The sequence below is a fragment of the Pedobacter sp. ASV28 genome (genome assembly GCF_016428855.1).
GTDB lineage: Bacteria > Bacteroidota > Bacteroidia > Sphingobacteriales > Sphingobacteriaceae > Pedobacter.
In genome coordinates, this window is sequence record NZ_JAELTN010000057.1 from 1 (window position 1) to 18,820 (window position 18,820).

The window sequence follows — 18,820 nt, forward strand, 5'->3', positions numbered from 1 at the left end:
GCCCAATCACCATGTACTGGCCAATCGTGTTGCTGAAATGGTTGGGGTAAAAATCTGGCCCTTAATATTAGCCATAACTGTATTTTTTGGCGGATTAGCAGCAGGTATAAGTGGATTATGTGGGCATCACTTTAGGAAAGCAATTATTCAGGCAAAATCCAAGAACTAATATTTCAAATCTTTGTACTTTTGCTTAGTGAATACCAAAACTGAGCATTTTTTTTCTATTGACAATTCTTCTCAATTCGAGGAGCGGGCCTTAGCTATTTTCCGTTATCAAGCAAACCATTGTTTAATATATCATGAATATATCAAACAACTCGATATTAACGCACACCAAATTAAGAGTTATACCGAAATACCTTTTCTTCCCATTAGTTTTTTCAAAACCCAAGACATCGTCTCATCAGATAAAAATCCTGATATTATCTTCACTAGCTCGGGAACTACAGGACATGTAACCAGTAAACATTTAGTACAAGATGTAAGCATCTATGAAAAAAGTTATAACATGGCTTTTGAACGCTTTTATGGAGCGCCCGATGACTATTGCATTTTAGCTCTATTGCCCTCCTATCTAGAAAGAGAGGGTTCTTCCCTCATCTATATGGTTGATGACCTGTTAAAAAAAAGCAGGCACCCACAGAGTGGATACTTCTTACATAATCATGAAGAACTATTTTCTACGCTTGAAGAATTAAATAAAAACCATCAGAAAACGATACTCATTGGGGTAACTTATGCTTTATTAGATTTTGTAGAACGTTATACTATTCAATTTCCCAACCTGATAGTGATGGAAACTGGGGGCATGAAAGGCAAGAGGCGAGAAATGGTCAGACAAGAACTGCACCATATATTGTGCAATGGCTTTGGCGTGGGAAGCATCCATAGCGAATATGGGATGACAGAATTACTCTCACAAGCCTACTCGTACGGAAATGGCATATTTAACTGTCCGCCATGGATGAAAATTTTGTTGAGAGACACTTCCGATCCACTTAGTTTGATTAAAAATAACCAAACAGGCGGTATAAATGTAATAGATTTGGCCAATATTAATTCCTGTTCCTTCATTGCTACACAAGATTTAGGAAAGATCCACAGCAACAATAGCTTCGAAGTCATTGGCAGGTTTGACAATGCAGATATCAGAGGCTGTAATTTATTGGTACAATAGCTTAGTTTTTCAGTCTATTATCGAATTTAAATATCCGCTGACTTATTAGTTTTACCTGGTTTGCATCATCGTGTGCTGGGTTCATGATAAAATTATGTTCCTCCTCTACCAAAGCTGAGGGTACTTCCATAAGTAGGTAATCGTTGTTATTGACAAATTGTTTCCCTAATTGCCTTAAATATTTCTCATGCTCTTCACTTCGCCAATTTTCTGGCAGATCTTTAGTACTGACGACTAAAATTTTATCCTCCGGAACATCAAAAACTGCCAAGGAATAATCCCGTACCAAATCTCCAGGCCTTAAATGAACCAACAACTCCATTATCGCCATGGCCCTACTCGAGGCAAAATAAACCACCGCTGTTCCTTTATCATTCCAACGACCACCATATAACTTCGCACCATGGCCACTTAAGTCATTAATATATTGCGGTGATGAAATTCGGTATACCAACATTAACTATACACTCCATATTCTATACGACCCAAAATATCTAAAACCATAGTAAAACCTATGCTGGTATCTAATAATGTTAAAGGAATTTGATTTTTTAAAGCATAATTAGGATTGCGCAGCCAATTATTAAAAGCTTCATGGCTACCTAAAACCTCACTTCCCCGCTCATACAATTTGGCTAATTCTATTGCACGATCAGCATGTTCTGTTCTAATTAATGTACTTGGGGTATATCGTTGCAAAGTGCGCTCACTAATATGTAAAATGTCCGAAATTTCTTCTAAGGTTAATGAAATTTTCTTAGCCAACGCCAATAGGCTCTTTTTTTCAATACCTTTTCGGGCAATGCTAAGCAGGTCAAAATCGGAAAGTTTTGAAGCTCGGACACCTATGACTACCTCAAGTGGTGTATAGTTAGAAATTCCATAAGCAACTATTGGTTCTTCTACAACTGATGGTTTTTCTGCTTTCTTTTTCATATAATCAGACAATTACACAACAATATACACATTTTGTCTGAAAATAAAAAAGAATAAAAAAAATCCCGTTGATTAAGCGGGATTTTTTTTATTCAATATCATACTTTCTATTCTGCAATGACGAGAAAGTAATTTCTCCTTCCCTTTTGCACCACGAGAAACTCGTCATTTATTAGATTGACAACAGAAAAGGTTTCATTCAAATCGGCTACTTTATTTTTGTTAATGCTTAAACCACCCCCTTGCACGGTTTTCTTCACTTCTCCTTTAGATGGGAAAACATTTGTTTTTTCTGCCAGTAAAGAAGGCAGGTCAATACCATTTTCCAACTCAGCTTTCGAAAGCTTAAACTGTGGTACACCTTCAAAAATAGTTAACACTTGAGCAGTAGAAAGACCTTCTAATAATTCCAAGGACCCATTTCCAAAAAGAAACTCAGAGGTTTTGATTGCCATTTCTAAAGCCTCAGCAGAATGGGTTCTTACTGTAATATCTTCGGCCAATGCCTTTTGAAGAATACGCAAATGGGGGGCCTTATCATGGTCTATTTCCAATTGTTCAATCTCTTCTCTACTTTTCAGGGTAAAAATCTTTATCCATGCCTTTACATCACTATCCGAAGAATTTAGCCAAAATTGATAGAACTTATAAGGCGAAGTTTTTTCAGGGTCCAACCAAACTGCGCCACTTTCGGTCTTACCAAATTTAGTACCATCAGCCTTCTTAATTAATTGGGTAGTTAACGCATAGGCCGTTCCACTATCTTTTCTTCTGATCAATTCAGTTCCGGTTACAATATTTCCCCACTGATCCGAGCCTCCCATTTGCAGCACACAATTGTAGTGTTTCCACAAATAGTAAAAATCATATCCCTGTATTAATTGATAACTAAATTCAGTAAAAGATAAGCCAGCATCGCCTTCCAAGCGTTTCTTCACACTATCCTTGGCCATCATATAATTAACCGTAATGTGCTTACCTACATCTCTAATAAAGTCGAGAAAATTCATTTGCTTGAACCAATCTGCATTATTGACCATTACAGCCCCGTTACCTTCATCTTCGAATTTTAGAAAGATGGAAAGCTGTTTCCTTAGTGCAGCAAGATTGTGTTCAACCATAGCATCTGTTTGCAGATTGCGTTCGGCCGATTTACCTGAAGGATCGCCCACCATTCCCGTGGCACCCCCAACCAATGCGACTGGTTTATGTCCAGCACGTTGAAAATGAATTAATGTCATAATTTGGGTCAGGTGCCCCACATGCAATGAATCTGCTGTTGGATCAAAACCAATATAGCCGACACACATGCCTTCATTAAGTTTATCTTCAGTATGGGGCATAATGTCATGCAACATTCCCCGCCAACGCAATTCATCAACAAAATTTGTCATTTATTCTATGTTTAGGTCGCAAAGATAGCAGTTTGAGGCTAAAGCTGAAAGACCATTCCCAACACAAATCACAATTCAAGATCTCTTATTTTGGGTCTTTCTAAGTATATTTACCTAATATGAATTTCCTATCTCATTTTTACTTTGACCAAAATCAAGACAATTCTAATCTAATTATTGGTACTATCCTACCGGATCTTGTAAAAAATGCACATAAAGCCTGGAATTTTTATCCCCAAAAAAATGAAGCCATTTTTGCGGGCAACCAAACTCAGGAAGCTATTTTATTTGGCTGGAAAAGACACCTACAAGTTGACCTCATCTTTCATTCTTCTAGTTTTTTTGAGGAAAAAACCCAGCAACTAAAACATCTCCTCTTACCTATTTTGCAAAATAGTCCGGTAAGGCCCTCCTTTTTGGCCCATATTGGTATAGAACTATTGCTAGACTGCCTTCTCATTGAACATCATAAAATAGATATCAATTCATTTTATGAAAATCTGGAAAAAGCTGATCCTATTGAATTGGAAAATTTTCTTGTTAAATGTGGAATGGATGATAAAGCATTATTTTTTAAGTTTTTTAACGGTTTTAAATCTAGCAGGTACCTGTTCAGTTATCAAAAACTCGAGAATATAAGCTATGCACTACAACGTATCTGCATGCGCTTATGGGAGCATCCATTCAACGAAAAAACAGTAAGTGAGCTTACGTTAAGGTTAGAAATTTATAAAAAGAAACTAGAAGTAGATTTTATGGCTATATTTGAGGAAATTGAAAACAGGTTAACATAGGCCATGCGCAAGTATCAGCTAACTATACTTTTATCCATATTGATCACTTCAGCTTTTGCTCAAAAGCGTAAATACAGCAATGAATTTCTGAACATAGGGGTAGGCTCATCGGCATTTGGCCTGTCGGGTTCTGTAATTGCCAGTGTAAACGATGTTACTGCAGGCTATTGGAACCCCGCGGGGCTTGCTAGAATGGAGACGCCCAAACAGGCCAGCTTTATGCACTCCGAATATTTTGCCGGTATTGCCAAATATGATTATGCTGCTTTTGCCACTTCGGTGCAGGATAATACTGCTGTTATAGGAGCCTCTATCATTCGTTTTGGTGTGGATGATATTCCTGATACTTCCGAGCTTATTGATGCAGACGGAAATATCAACTATGATAGGGTAAAAAAGTTTTCTGCTGCAGATTATGCTTTTATCTTTTCTTATGCCAGAAAAAAAGGCAAAAAGGACATTGGAAATACCGATGGTTTAAATTATGGGGCCAATGTAAAAATCATACACCGATTGGTTGGCGAATATGGAAAATCATGGGGTTTTGGACTTGATGCCGGCATTCAATATAAAGTAGGAAAATTCATGTTGGCTGCTGTTGGAAGAGATATCACCACAACTTTTAATGCATGGAGCTATAATGCTGAAAAACTAACTACAGTATATACGGCAACAGGAAACGATATCCCTAAAAACTCAACAGAAACTACTAATCCCCGTATTATTCTGGGCGCCGCATATGCTACCCCGATCAATGACAAGTTCAATATCATGGCCGAAACCAATATCAATCTGACGACAGATGGACAGAGAAATGTATTGGTAAGTGCCGACCCAATTAGTGCCGATCCTACACTAGGCCTATCTATAGATTTCAAAAAAACTGTTTTTTTACGCGGCGGAGTTGGCAATATCCAAAAATCTACTGATTTTACAGGTAAGCAAATCTATACTTATCAACCAAATATGGGGGTAGGCATTAAAATCAAGAATTTCTCCTTAGATTATGCCTTAACCAATGTGGGCAACAGTTCCGATGCGCTCTATAGTAATGTCTTTTCTATTCGCCTGGATTTCACCAATAATTAAAAATCATTTTATTTAGCTAAATGCGAATAGTTATATTCGCACTATGTCGATTTTTGCAACAAAAGAACGGATGGATGCGTTGGTAGCCGAGCTGAACCAGCATACCTACAATTATTATGTTTTAGCCATGCCCACCATTGGTGATTATGAGTTTGATAAAAAGCTCGAAGAATTGGTTAAACTCGAACAGGAATATCCAGAATTTGCAGACCCTAACTCTCCTACCCAAAAAGTAGGTGGAGACATCACCAAAAGTTTTGCTACCATAAAACACAGATGGCCAATGCTGTCATTAGGAAATACCTACAACGATCAAGATTTAAGAGACTTTGACGAAAGGGTAAGAAAAGCTATTGGTAATCAATTTGAATATGTATGTGAGCTTAAGTTTGATGGGCTATCCATCAGTTTAACATATGAAAATGGGATCCTGGCCAGAGCCGTAACCCGAGGAGATGGTACAAAAGGTGATGATGTTACAACAAATATAAAAACGATACAAACCATTCCGCATCGTATAAAAGCTAATGATGTACCTGAAAGCTTTGAAATAAGAGGTGAGGTTTTTATGCATCGTGCAGCATTTGAGAGATTAAACAAGGAACGGGAAGAACTGGGGGAAATCCCTTATGCAAACCCTAGAAACTTTGCAGCTGGCACTGTAAAAATGCAGGATTCAAGAGAAGTGAAGAAACGCCCTTTAGATTGCTTTTTATATGGCTTATATACAGATAGGCCTTTATTTAAAACACATTGGGAAAGCTTGGAAGCCGTACAACAATGGGGCTTTCATGTATGCAGGCATACACAACTCAGCAATAACATTGATGAAGTATTAACATTCATCAGACATTGGGATACCGAGCGTTTCAAATTAAGCTATGATATCGATGGAATTGTAATCAAGGTAAATAGTTATGCCCAACAACAAGAACTTGGTTTTACAGCTAAATCTCCAAGATGGGCCATCTCCTACAAATTTAAAGCGGCAGAAGTACAAACAGTTTTAGAAAAGGTGACCTATCAAGTTGGACGAACTGGAGCAGTTACCCCAGTAGCCAACCTAAAACCTGTATTGTTGGCAGGAACCACCGTAAAAAGGGCCACTTTACACAATGCCGATGAAATAAAACGATTGGATCTGCATGAACTGGATACGGTCTATGTAGAAAAAGGTGGAGAAATTATTCCCAAAATTATTAGGGTTAATCTAGAGAAGAGGGTTTCTGATGTACCCATCCAATATATTAGCCATTGCCCAGAATGCAATACCCTATTGATGAGAAAAGAAGGTGAAGTAGCTTATTATTGTCCAAATGAAGATGGCTGTCCTCCACAAATTATAGGAAAGATACAACACTTCATTGGACGAAAAGCGATGAATATTGACGGACTGGGTGATGAAACCATAGAAACTTTCTACCAGAGAGGTCTAATTACCAAAATTAGCGACCTATACCATTTACATGAAAAAGCAGAAGACTTAAAAAATATTGAACGTTTTGGCGAACGATCTATCGACAATATGCTCAAGGGTATTGAACAATCTAAGTTAATGCCTTTTGAAAAATTGCTATTTGGTTTAGGCATTCGGTACGTTGGAGAAACCGTCGCAAAAAAATTAGCCAAAGCATTAAAAAATATTGACAATCTCGCCAAAGCTTCTCTAGAAGAATTGATAGCTATTGATGAAATTGGTGTTAGAATTGCGGAGAGCATACAAGAATATTTCGCAAAAAACAGCAATATAACGCAAATAAACGAGCTAAAACATGCGGGTTTATGCTTTGAAATTCAAGAAACTGTAAATCTATACCAAAGCGACAAGTTAAATGGAAAAACATTTGTAATTTCGGGCGTTTTTGAAAAGCATAGCAGGGATGAGCTCAAGAATCTTATAGAGGAAAATGGGGGAAAGATATTGAGCAGCATTTCGGCAAAGCTTGATTACCTGGTTGCAGGTGATAACATGGGTCCATCCAAGTTAGAGAAAGCCACTAAATTAAATGTTAGGCTCATTAGCGAAGATGAATTGACGGAAATGATTAATGGATAAAGGACGAATTAGAGAATTGTTAAAGTTTTTATTAGATGCTTAAAATTCCCTCATTCGAAAATCAATAATTTAAATATATAATGAACAAATTTCACGGAACAGGTGTAGCAATGGTCACACCTTTCAACACCGATGGCTCAGTAGATTATCAAGGTTTAGAACGCCTGATCAATCACTTGGTTAATGGAGGTATAGATTACCTCGTGTCTTTAGGTACAACTGGCGAAACTGCCACATTAAGCAAGGACGAGAAGAAGAAGGTGTGGGAGTTTACCGCTGAAATTAACAATGATCGTCTACCTTTGGTAGCTGGTATTGGTGGTAATAATACTTTAGGTGTTGCCGAAGAGATCAGAACTTTCGAAAGCAGTGGTTACAGTGCTATTCTTTCGGTAAGCCCGTACTACAACAAACCTAATCAGGAAGGTATTTACCAACATTACAAATACTTGAGCGAATTGAGCACCCTGCCTATTATACTTTATAATGTACCAGGAAGAACCGGCTCCAATATGTCTCCTGAAACCACTTGTAGGTTGGCGAACGATTTTAAGAACCTCATTGGCATAAAGGATGCCGCAGGCAGTTTTGATCAATTTAACCAGATCATGAGAGATAAGCCTGCCGATTTCATGCTGATTTCTGGCGATGATCCCGTGGCCTTACCAATGATGTCAATAGGTGCCGTTGGCGTAATTTCTGTAATTGGCAATGCCCTACCCAAACAATTTTCCGATATGATTAGGCTTTGCTTAAAGGGTGAGTTTTCAAAAGCTCTCCCAGCCCATTTAAGCCTATTAGAGTTCACCAGATTATGTTTTGCGGAAGGGAACCCTGTAGGTGTAAAATCAGCGTTAAAACAACTCGGAATTTGTAATGACACAGTGCGTTTGCCTTTAGTGAAAGCCAGTTCCAATCTGATTGATCTAATTGCAGGACAACTTAAGCAGCTGGCCTAATACAGCTGCATTAAAAATGATACAGATAGCCTCGATTTTCTAAAATCGAGGCTTTTTTATAATATTTCCATGCACATTCCAGTGAAAACGAGAATCTTAAAAATCAAGATTAATTTATTCAAGTGTTAAGAGCCCAATCAAATGAGTAAGATGCCTTATATCTCGTCAATGATATGATTAGATAAAAGTGTTACAAACAATTTCCAGTGACCATTATTAAAAGGCATCATAATTGAGTACGATCAGTACACTTAAAACACACACAAATGAAAACAGTAGTATTAATTTTACTTGTGCTTAGCACATTGGGCTGCAGCGTTATGCAGTACGAACCCAAATTCAGCCTCGGCATGACCGAACAAGAATTTAAGAAAGCTAACAAAGATGCCATACAAGCTTATGGGGATGACAAAGGAATGGTGATTTACAGAACATTCAACTCGCTGACACAAAGCTTTAAATTCTTCCGCTTTTCTAAGGAAAAGCTGGTACAGTTTGGAGAAGGGATCTATCCCGATGATTACAAACTTTTGCCGTTATAACGTATAACAAAAAAGCGCCTTGGTCAGAGGCGCTTTTTTGTTTACGAACATTGCAAGACTATGCTTTGTTTTTAGTTTCTTGAACTTCTAAACGAATGCCTTGAGCTAGATTTTTTAAATCCTGCATTCCCTTACGTACCCTTGTACCTGCGGCACTGTTAGATTTGTTGTAAAATTTGTCCACATCAGCTTCTAAAGCTGCAACTAGTGCTTTTACTTCAGCAAATTTTTTCATTTTTAAAATACTCCTATTAGTTTTAAGGTTTTGATTAATACTCTATTACTAATGTAAGAGGTTTATTTTAATAAAAAAATAATTGTCAAAATAAAAAATAGCCCTATTTCATCTTTTTTTCCACAGTTATGGTATTTATGAACAACAAAAACAAACCAAATAACTGAAAATCAACAACTAACAGAATACCATCAAGAGAGATTTCCTACTGTTATTCTGTTGCAGAGAACTTATTTTCCTGATAATAACCTCGTCCTAACTTTTCAGCCACTTCGCTAAAAGCATCTAAGGTACGCTGTACATCTTCTAAAGTATGTACTGCTGTAGGAATCAGCCTTAGTTCTATCATTCCCTTCGGAATAACAGGATAAACTACTATAGAACAAAAGATACCATAATTTTCACGCAGATCCATTGTCAAAGCAGTAGCCTCCAAAAGCTCACCCTTTAAGAATACAGGGGTAACTACAGTATTGGTCACTCCAATATCAAAGCCACGATCACGTAGTCCTTGCTGTAAGGTTGTAGCAATAGTCCATAGTCTCTCCCTTAGTTCAGGATTATTTTTAAGCAATTCCAAACGCTTCATCAGACCAATAACCATAGGCATGGGCAATGCCTTAGCAAAAGTTTGTGAACGCATATTATACCTTAAATAATCAGTTAATTCTTTAGTGGAAGCTACAAAGGCACCTATACCTGCCATAGATTTTGCGAATGTTGCAAAATAAACATCTACTCCTTCAATACTGTCCTGAGCTTCGTGTGTGCCTGCTCCTGTTGCGCCCATGGTACCAAAACCATGTGCATCATCAATCAGCAATCGGAATTCAAATTCCTTTTTAAGTGCTATAAGTTCTTTTAATTTGCCTTGAGCACCCGACATGCCAAAAACCCCCTCAGTGATCAACAAAATTCCACCACCGGTCTGTTCTACCAGTTTAGTAGCTCTTTGTAATTGTTTACGGGCATCCTCTACATTGTTATGTTTATACACAAAACGTTTTCCCATATGCAGCCTCAAGCCATCTAATATACAAGCATGTGATTCGCCATCATATACTACCACATCATTTCTGTCCAGTAGTGCATCGATAATAGAGACCATACCCTGATAACCAAAATTCAAAAGAAAAGCATCTTTCTTTCCAACGAATGCAGCCAAATCCTGCTCTAATTGTTCATGATATTTTGAATTTCCCGACATCATGCGGGCACCCATAGGATAGGCCATTCCAAAATCTGCAGCACCTTTTTCATCTGCTTTCCTTACCTCAGGGTGGTTTGCCAAACCTAAATAGTTGTTCAAGCTCCAAACCAAATGCTCCTTGCCTCTAAAATTCATGTGAGGTGCAATCTCTCCTTCTAATTTTGGGAAAGAGAAATAACCATGAGACCACTTTTGGTGTTGACCAATTGGCCCCATGCGTTTTGCTACTTTATCAAAAATATCCAATGTTCTTTATTTATTTTATTGTTAGATGTACTTATGTATTAATTGCCGCAAATTTAAACTTAAATTAATGATTTGACAACCTATAAAGCAATGCTTTAACATAAAAAAGCCTTAACAAGGAAAAATTGTTAAGGCTTTAAAAGTTTATATATCCAAGTGATTAGTCAACATTATCATGTAAGAATGAATTGTTTGGCCTAATCCCAGTTTCTCCATCTTCATCATTGGTTAATGTAAACCTAGAAACCTGAGATTCTGAGGAATGCTGAATTTGCTGTAACTGCATTTGTTTACGTTGATAAGCAGGTACATTTTCAAGTTCTTGTAATCCATTGCTTGTTCTCAACTTCATACTTAGGTCCTTTAACCTAAGAATTCTTTCCTTAGACTTTTTAAGCTGTTCTTCGATAGAATCATCGGTTTTACCTTGATCTGCATCAAATTGCTCTGGTTCTGTATAGGCCTGAGGCTCTTCTACAGGTTCTTCAGGAAAGGCAGCAATAGGCGTTTCAAAAACAAATTCTGTTTCTGCCACCTTTACCTCAAATTCAAAGCCTGCTTCCTGTATTTGCTGCGCATCAACCGCCGGTAGCTCTTCTTCCACCAATTGATGAACAATAGTTTTATTTTCTTCCGGCGTGATCACACTGGCCTTATTAGAGTTAAATAAGTCTCCAAATAGATCAGACTGTTTAGGTTCTTCCTGAATTTTCAATACAGGTTCGGTAATAACAGGCGTTTCTTTAGGTGTAATAAACGAGTTCACCGGCTCTATAGGCTTAACCAAAGGAGCTTCTTCTGGTGTTAGTAGTGAAATCTTTTTAACATTCTGTTTATCTTTTTCTCTTTGTTCTGTAGTTTGGAAGCCAGTAGCAATAATAGTTACCGAAAGCTTATCACCTAAATTTTCATCTATACAGTTACCCCAAATCAGATCAGCCGATAACCCAGCCTTATCTTGGATATAATCTGTAATAATGGTCACCTCATCCATGGTAACTTCACGTATGCCTGAGCTAATGTTCAATAGGATATATCTTGCTCCTTCAATTTCGTTATCTTTTAGCAACGGAGAGGCTAGGGCCCCTTCTACAGCGGTTAGTGCACGATTGTCGCCCTCTGAAGCAAAACTACCCATAATAGATACGCCACTATCTTTCATTACCGTGCGCACATCCTTAAAATCAACGTTGATATAACCTGGCACCGTAATGATTTCAGCAATACCTTTAGCTGCAGTAGTTAAAATATCATCTGCTTGGGCAAAGGCAGAACCTAAGGTTAAGTTTCCAAAAATTTCACGCAATCTATCATTGGAAATCACCAAATAAGAATCTACATATTTTTTCAGTTCTTCCAAACCATCATCAGCCTGCATTTTACGTCTTTTACCTTCAAAGGCAAATGGCGTAGTAATGATCCCAACGGTTAAGATATCAAGCTCCTTAGCTGCTTTCGCAATGATTGGACTTGCACCTGTACCAGTACCACCCCCCATTCCCGCAGTAATGAATAGCATTTTTGTAGTGCTACCCAACATGGCCTTAATATCTTCAATATTCTCTATTGCAGAGTTTTTTCCCACTTCAGGAATTGAACCAGCTCCCATACCTTCGGTCAAACTAGCACCTAACTGTACCTTGTTTGGAATAGGGCTGAACTCTAATGCCTGAGCATCTGTATTACAAATTATAAAGTCTACACCCGTAATTCCTTGACGGTACATATGGTTTACCGCATTACCTCCACCACCTCCAACACCAATTACCTTGATGATTGAAGATTTATCTTTTAACATTTCAAACTTCATATTGTTATGAATCAGTAGTTTAAAAATTCAATTTTGCTGTTCATCTCTTCTGTAATATTAACACTTTTTTAACAGTCGTTTTCCACAAGTGTTAAGAATGTGGAAAAATCCCATTTTGTGGAAAAATATTACGGTTTAATGTAGTCTTCATCACTTACATTCATGTCGTCTTTGATGAATTCTGATGTTTTTTGTAGCAAAGTGCTGAACAAACCTCTCTTTTTAATCTTTTCTTTAGCTTCCACTGGTTTCTCCACATATACCCCTGGCTGCTTCATCTCTTCCAACATCTCTTCTGTTTTTTGAATACCTTTAATCAATAAACCAACACTAGTCGCATACATCGGGCTTTTCAAGTCATCATAAATTGTTTTTGGCATCTCCTCATATTTGGACAAATGTTCATTTGGATAACCCACACGGCAATCTAAGCCCGTAACATATTCTACCATTTGGTTTAAATGCTTTAACAAGGCGCCACCACCTGTAATTACTACACCACCAATTAATTTCTTTTCATAACCAGACGACTTAATTTCGTAGTAAACATGTTCTACGATTTCTTCCATACGAGCTTGGATAATATAGGCCAGATTTTTCACTGAAATTTCCTTGGGCTCACGACCACGCAAACCAGGCACACAGATAATTTCATTCTCTTTGTTCTCTTCAGCTAGGGCAGAGCCGAAACGTGTTTTTAACAATTCAGCTTGGTTACGCATTACGGAACATCCTTCTCTAATATCTTCGGTAACACTATTTCCTCCAAAAGGTATAACTGCAGTATGACGTATAATACCCTCATGAAAAATAGCCACATCAGTTGTACCACCTCCAATATCTACCAAACAAACACCAGCTTCTTTTTCTTCATCGCTCAACACCGATTCAGAGGAAGCCAACGGTTCCAAGATCAACTCTTGTGTTTGTAGACCTGCATTAGTCACACAACGCATAATATTCTTTACAGCGGTAACCTGACCCGAAATAATATGGAAATTGGCCTCCAAACGTACGCCTGCCATACCTACCGGATCTTTAATACCTGGCTCGTTATCTATGGTAAATTCTTGGGGCAAGACATGTATGATCTCTTCACCTGGAGGCATTACCAGCTTAAACATATCGTCAATCAGCTTATCTATATCTTTTTTACTGATCTCATTATTCAGTTCTCTACGTGTTAGGATACCACGATGTTGCAAGCTTTTGATATGTTGTCCGGCAATTCCCACATTCACTACACGTATTTCTACATTCGATTGACCACTGGCCAATTCAACCGCCGCATTAATACCCTGTACAGTTTTTTGAATATTTGATACTACACCACGCGTTACCCCCGCAGATTCAGCCTTTCCAATTCCTAAAACCTCAATTTTACCGTGCTGTGTTTTGCGCCCTACAATCACACAGATTTTCGTTGTACCAATATCTAATCCTACTACGATTGGAGATTGACCGGTAGATTTTTCTTTGCCCATAACCATATATTTTATTTGTTGAGTTTGATCTTATCTGTTTTCTTAGCTTCTGTTTTCTCTTTTGTTCCTGCCGATGGCTTCGTCGATTTATTCTCTACTTCTGTCTCTTTTTTATTCAAGACCTTATTTTCCTTCGGCCGCCGCACTGAACTTGTTTCTTTTTTGGTTTGTGTACCTTCTTCTGTTTTCACCACTGCTTTTTTAATCTCCGACTGGATAGTTGATTTGATCACGGAATCCACAGATTTTCTTTGCTGTACAACAGAATCAGGAACAATTGGTTTGTCCATTTTTTTGATGGCCAACGAATCTCTTTTTTCACACACAATCTGGTTCACATACTTTAGATTAATCGTTCTATAGGCATTCCATCCTACTTTTGGCATGGCTTGTTTATAAAATGCAAGCAAATTATCGAGTTTGGTACCCAAATCCTGTGCGCTGCCCAAAATAATCCGTTGGTTACCTACTCTCGGTATCAATTCTATATCATTTTTGTCGTTAACAAAAACTTGTTCTATCTGTGCATCCCAAAGGGTATCCTGTTTCACATACAAAGCCGTTTTATAAAGATCCTTGGCAATTGGGGTCAATAGTGTATCCACTTTTCCATTAAAGCCTTCCAAAATATTGCCGGTAGCCACCAATACATTAGCTGTAAAGTTTGGTGAAACTGGCATTTTAAGCCCTGTTCGATCTACATAGTAATCTTGCCCTCCAGCATTCAAAATCCTCAATATGGGCTGTCTCTGTTTAATTTCTATAGCTATTACCCCTCCCATGTCTGCATATACTTTTACAAAAGCGATATACGGATTGGCTGCAATACTTTTTTCGATCTGGTGAAGATTGATTTTTTCCAAATCCCTACCTACCAAATCACCTTGGCTCTCTTTTAATATGGCGTCTATTTCTTCTCTTTCAATAAAATTGTCTGCCCCCGGTATCAGTATCTCTACCTTATTACATTTAACCGCCTGTTTTTTTATTTCTATAAAACTCATTAGCACTACCGTTCCCACCAGACTGATCAGCCAGGCAAATCCTTTAAAAATCGCTTTCCAGTTTATTCTTTTAAGCATTTGTTAAAATATTTTTTAACGGTATAACAAGGGTATCAATATCACCTGCACCAACGGTCAAAATTAGTTCAGGATTTTTATTTTTAATCAAGTCTATAATCGAATCTTTTCCACAAATCTGCTTATTGCTATTATTTATCTTGTCTAGTAAAAATTTGGCATCTATACCTTCTATTGGCAATTCTCTAGCAGGATATATTTCTAGCAAAACAATTTCATCAGCCGTTCCCAGCACATTTGCAAAGTCATCAGCAAAATCTCTGGTACGGGTAAACAAATGTGGTTGAAAAATTACAGTTAATTTTTTATCTGGATGCAATTGTCTAACCGCATCAAAACAGGCTCTCAATTCTTCAGGATGATGTGCATAATCATCTATATAAATATGGTCTTCTGTTTTGACGATGGTCTCGAATCTTCGTTTTACTCCTTTAAAACTGGCTACTGCTTTTTTCACACTTTTGGGATGTATTCCCAAGCTTAAGGCCACGCCTATTGCAGCCGTCACATTTTCTACATTGTGCCTTCCAGGCATGGCCAACTGAATGTCTTTAATGGTAGAATAACCATCTTCAAAATCAAACACAAAATTTCCATCTTCTACACGCATATGTTTTGCCTGCAGATCAGCTTTGTAGGTTGCACTATAAGTTATGCCATCAATAGGCAAGCCTTGCTTTATAAATAGTTTTCCATTTTCCTTGAGCTGACTTGCAAAAAGATGAAAGGATTCTTCTAAATGGCTTGCATCACCATATATATCTAAATGATCGGCATCCATAGAAGTGATCACTGCAACATCAGGGTGCAAGGTCAAGAAAGACCTATCGTACTCATCTGCTTCTACGACCACTACATTATTTTTGCCATACAGTACATTACTATTATAATTACTTGTTATTCCCCCCAAAAATGCCGTACAGCCAAAACCAGTATCTGTTAAAATATGGGCGATCATGGATGATGTTGTGGTTTTGCCATGCGTACCAGCCACAGCCACACAATACATCCCCTCACTTATGATCCCTAAAACCTGCGAGCGTTTTTTAAGCTCAAATCCCTTATCCCTGAAAAAGTTCAAAATATTAGAATGACTAGGTATTGCTGGCGTAAATACGATGAGCGTATCCTCTTTTTTTTCACTAAAATCAGCAGGAATTGTACCGACTTCATCGTTATAGGATATAAGTATACCCTCTTCTTCTAAGAGCTTGGTCAAATGCGTTTGGGTTTTATCATAGCCACACACCATACAGCCACGTTTTACGAAATAGCGGGCAAGCGCACTCATGCCTATGCCTCCTACTCCAATAAAATAAACCCTATTTATATTTGCCAATTCCATTTTTCTGTTGTTTACCTGCTTTGTTCCTGATCCGTTAGCCTAAGCTTACAAAAACACAAAACTTATAATCTACTTTTTTCTTTATTTAACTAACTTCAATACTTCTTTTGCTATAATGGTATCCGCATCTTTCAAGGCCATTTTTCCTATATTTTCACTTAGTTTTTCACTTTTAGCTTTATCATTCAACAATGCTAAGGCTTCTATCACCAAGGTATCTTCTGCCGATCTATCGTTAATCAAAATGGCCGCTTCATTTTTAACCAGGGCCAATGCATTCTTAGTCTGATGATCTTCTGCTACATTAGGAGAGGGCACCAAAATCACTGGCTTACGTATCAAACAAAGTTCGGCTATTGTACCTGCTCCAGCTCTTGAGACAATTACATCTGCCGCTGCATAAGCTAAGTCCATTTTATTCAAAAACTCAAGTATGCAAACATTAGGATGATAATTCAGGCCCAATCGTTGTACAATACCTTTGTAATAGAATTTTCCAGTTTGCCATATCACCTGAACATCCTCTGCAATGAGCTCATCCAGATGTTTCTCTATACTCTTATTCAAAGTTCCGGCACCCAGACTTCCTCCAGTAACCAAAATAGTCTTTTTCAAGGGATCCAGTTTTAGCAACTCAGCGCCCGCATAATGCTTTCCTTCAATATCCACTATATTTTTCCTCACAGGATTACCTGTCTTCAGTATTTTATCGGCAGGAAAAAATTGCTCCATATGATCAAAAGCCACACATATTTTAGCCGCCTTTTTCCCCAGCAGTTTGTTAGTCACCCCTGCATAGGAATTTTGCTCCTGGATCAGATAAGGTATTCCTTTTAGTGATGCGGCATACAATAATGGGCCCGAAGCATAGCCACCAACCCCAACTACAGCATCTGGTCTAAAATCGGAAATGAGTTTCATAGCCTTTCTCACACTACCGATGACCTTAAAAGGCAATCCCAAGTTTTTCCAAACAGATCCCCTTTGAATACCACTTATATTTAATCCCACAATTTTATATCCTGCAGCAGGAACCTTTTCCATCTCCATACGGCCCTCTGCACCCACAAACAAGATCTCACATTGTGGTGAAATTGTTTTTAGTGCATTAGCAATGGCAACGGCGGGGAAAATATGCCCGCCAGTGCCACCTCCAGATATGATAATTTTTGGGAAATTATTCATGTTTTTTAAGCTTAAAGCAGAAAGACTAAAGCCTAAAGCTTATCTTTCTACAATTAATTTTTACTTTTCTTATTTAATTCCTTTGGTCTTCAGTCTTCCTTACGCCATCGCAGGAATTTCTCCAATAATTATTTTATCTTTTTTACTGCTATTTTCTTCTACGTCACGACTTACGCTTAGTATAATACCAAATGCTATACTTGTAAATATCATAGATGTTCCCCCCATACTTACCAAAGGCAAGGGTACACCTGTTACTGGTCCCAATCCAACAGCCACCGCCATATTTGCAAAAGCCTGGATGGTTAAGCTAAAACTCAAACCTGCGGCCAACAAAGCCCCAAAAGCTTTTGGGCTTCTGGTTACAATACGTACACATCGGTAGAGCAGCACCAAATAGAGTACCATAATAGCCAAACCACCTACCGTTCCATATTCCTCAATAATAATGGCAAAAATAAAATCAGAATATGGATGCGGTAAGAAGTTTCGTTCTGTACTATTTCCCGGCCCTTTACCCAATACCCCTCCTGTGGCCAATGCTATTTTAGAATGGTCAGACTGATAGGTCTTATCAGCATGCTGCAACTCCGGATGCAAAAATGAATTGATACGTGATTTATAGGTTTCCTTCCTTGGGCCTAAAAACACAACAAACATTAATAGCACCAATCCTCCTGCACACACAGTCAGTATTTGTTTGATACTGATACGACCAATAATCAACAATAAAATACTTACACCAAACAGCATTAATGCCGTAGATAAATTCGCTAGGGCAATTAATATAAAAACCACACAAACCGAACCCATAATTGGCAAAAATGCACGCTTTACATCTTTAATATTTTCCTGTTTACGGGTAAGCATCCTGGCTAAAAATGTAATCAGGGCCAACTTTGCCAAATCTGAGGTCTGGAAAGTAAGGTTTATTACCGGAATTTTAACCCAACGTGATGCATCGTTTAAATTTTGTCCAAAAAGCAGTGTGTAAAACAAAAGTGGTATGGTGATCATCATCAAAATTTTCGAGATCCCAGCATAATATTTATAATCTAATAAATGCGCGATATAAATCATGCCAATACCCAAGAGCACAAAAATCACATGCTTGTACAACAAATACTTTTCAACCGTAATCCCCTTCTTGTAAGCAATGGCTCCTGTAGCGCTATACACCGCCATTATCGAAACCATGGACAGCATGATAATAATCAGCCAAATCCAACGATCGCCTTTGGTACGTTCTAAAAGTGCGTTGATATTAAACATT

The 18,820-nt window shown here is 37.9% G+C and carries 17 protein-coding genes; 6 read left to right on the forward strand and 11 right to left on the reverse strand.

All coding sequences use genetic code 11. The features are described 5' to 3' along the window. The first annotated feature begins 196 nt into the window (after positions 1–196). The gene (locus JHD79_RS17695; protein ID WP_199120634.1) at positions 197–1,180 is read left to right on the forward strand and encodes an acyl transferase; all 984 of its coding nucleotides are present in this window, start codon (positions 197–199) and stop codon (positions 1,178–1,180) included. Position 1,181: 1 nt separating this feature from the next. On the opposite strand, the gene JHD79_RS17700 is transcribed toward JHD79_RS17695, so the two are convergent. From JHD79_RS17700 to tyrS, 3 genes are all read right to left on the reverse strand, one after another. Then, positions 1,182–1,637, reverse strand: a complete 456-nt coding sequence (locus JHD79_RS17700; protein ID WP_199120635.1) for an RES family NAD+ phosphorylase — start codon at positions 1,635–1,637, stop codon at positions 1,182–1,184. Then, positions 1,637–2,116: an antitoxin Xre/MbcA/ParS toxin-binding domain-containing protein gene (locus tag JHD79_RS17705; RefSeq protein WP_199120636.1), complete on the reverse strand. Its 480-nt coding sequence runs from the start codon at positions 2,114–2,116 to the stop codon at positions 1,637–1,639. The genes JHD79_RS17700 and JHD79_RS17705 overlap by 1 nt, the downstream gene beginning before the upstream one ends. 107 nt (positions 2,117–2,223) lie before the next feature. Continuing rightward, positions 2,224–3,510 carry a tyrosine--tRNA ligase gene (gene tyrS / locus JHD79_RS17710; RefSeq protein ID WP_199120637.1) on the reverse strand — a complete coding sequence of 429 codons (1,287 nt, stop codon included), beginning with the start codon at positions 3,508–3,510 and terminating at the stop codon, positions 2,224–2,226. Between the two features lie 119 nt (positions 3,511–3,629). Between tyrS and JHD79_RS17715 the strand changes: the two genes are divergently transcribed. The 5 genes from JHD79_RS17715 (at position 3,630) to JHD79_RS17735 (ending at position 8,950) form a co-directional block, all read left to right on the forward strand. After that, positions 3,630–4,304 carry a hypothetical protein gene (locus JHD79_RS17715; RefSeq protein WP_199120638.1) on the forward strand — a complete coding sequence of 225 codons (675 nt, stop codon included), beginning with the start codon at positions 3,630–3,632 and terminating at the stop codon, positions 4,302–4,304. Between the two features lie 3 nt (positions 4,305–4,307). Then, positions 4,308–5,393 (forward strand): hypothetical protein, encoded by a 1,086-nt coding sequence (locus tag JHD79_RS17720; protein ID WP_199120639.1) that lies wholly within the window; start codon positions 4,308–4,310, stop codon positions 5,391–5,393. Between the two features lie 43 nt (positions 5,394–5,436). Then, a complete protein-coding gene (ligA, locus tag JHD79_RS17725; RefSeq protein ID WP_199120640.1) occupies positions 5,437–7,449 on the forward strand; it encodes an NAD-dependent DNA ligase LigA in 2,013 nt (670 codons plus the stop codon). A gap of 80 nt (positions 7,450–7,529) precedes the next feature. Then, a complete protein-coding gene (dapA, locus tag JHD79_RS17730) occupies positions 7,530–8,408 on the forward strand; it encodes a 4-hydroxy-tetrahydrodipicolinate synthase (RefSeq protein ID WP_199120641.1) in 879 nt (292 codons plus the stop codon). A gap of 266 nt (positions 8,409–8,674) precedes the next feature. Continuing rightward, entirely contained in the window at positions 8,675–8,950 is a 276-nt protein-coding gene (locus JHD79_RS17735) for a hypothetical protein (protein WP_199120642.1), read from the forward strand. Positions 8,951–9,008: 58 nt separating this feature from the next. Here the strand turns inward: JHD79_RS17735 and JHD79_RS17740 are convergent, their stop codons facing one another. The 8 genes from JHD79_RS17740 to JHD79_RS17775 form a co-directional block, all read right to left on the reverse strand. Further along, positions 9,009–9,185 carry a histone H1 gene (locus JHD79_RS17740; RefSeq protein WP_199120643.1) on the reverse strand — a complete coding sequence of 59 codons (177 nt, stop codon included), beginning with the start codon at positions 9,183–9,185 and terminating at the stop codon, positions 9,009–9,011. A gap of 211 nt (positions 9,186–9,396) precedes the next feature. Further along, positions 9,397–10,641 carry an aminotransferase class I/II-fold pyridoxal phosphate-dependent enzyme gene (locus tag JHD79_RS17745; protein ID WP_199120644.1) on the reverse strand — a complete coding sequence of 415 codons (1,245 nt, stop codon included), beginning with the start codon at positions 10,639–10,641 and terminating at the stop codon, positions 9,397–9,399. A 160-nt stretch (positions 10,642–10,801) separates the two neighbouring features. Next, positions 10,802–12,451, reverse strand: coding sequence for a cell division protein FtsZ (ftsZ, locus tag JHD79_RS17750; RefSeq protein ID WP_199120645.1), 1,650 nt, complete (start codon positions 12,449–12,451; stop codon positions 10,802–10,804). Positions 12,452–12,579: 128 nt separating this feature from the next. Then, positions 12,580–13,935, reverse strand: a complete 1,356-nt coding sequence (ftsA, locus tag JHD79_RS17755) for a cell division protein FtsA (protein ID WP_199120646.1) — start codon at positions 13,933–13,935, stop codon at positions 12,580–12,582. A gap of 11 nt (positions 13,936–13,946) precedes the next feature. Continuing rightward, a complete protein-coding gene (locus tag JHD79_RS17760; protein WP_199120647.1) occupies positions 13,947–15,017 on the reverse strand; it encodes a cell division protein FtsQ/DivIB in 1,071 nt (356 codons plus the stop codon). Next, positions 15,010–16,362, reverse strand: coding sequence for a UDP-N-acetylmuramate--L-alanine ligase (murC, locus tag JHD79_RS17765; protein WP_199120648.1), 1,353 nt, complete (start codon positions 16,360–16,362; stop codon positions 15,010–15,012). Before murC ends, JHD79_RS17760 begins: the two co-directional genes overlap by 8 nt. A gap of 81 nt (positions 16,363–16,443) precedes the next feature. Then, positions 16,444–17,547 carry an undecaprenyldiphospho-muramoylpentapeptide beta-N-acetylglucosaminyltransferase gene (gene murG / locus JHD79_RS17770; protein ID WP_199120649.1) on the reverse strand — a complete coding sequence of 368 codons (1,104 nt, stop codon included), beginning with the start codon at positions 17,545–17,547 and terminating at the stop codon, positions 16,444–16,446. A 99-nt stretch (positions 17,548–17,646) separates the two neighbouring features. Next, positions 17,647–18,819: an FtsW/RodA/SpoVE family cell cycle protein gene (locus JHD79_RS17775; protein ID WP_199120650.1), complete on the reverse strand. Its 1,173-nt coding sequence runs from the start codon at positions 18,817–18,819 to the stop codon at positions 17,647–17,649. Position 18,820: the final 1 nt, after the last annotated feature.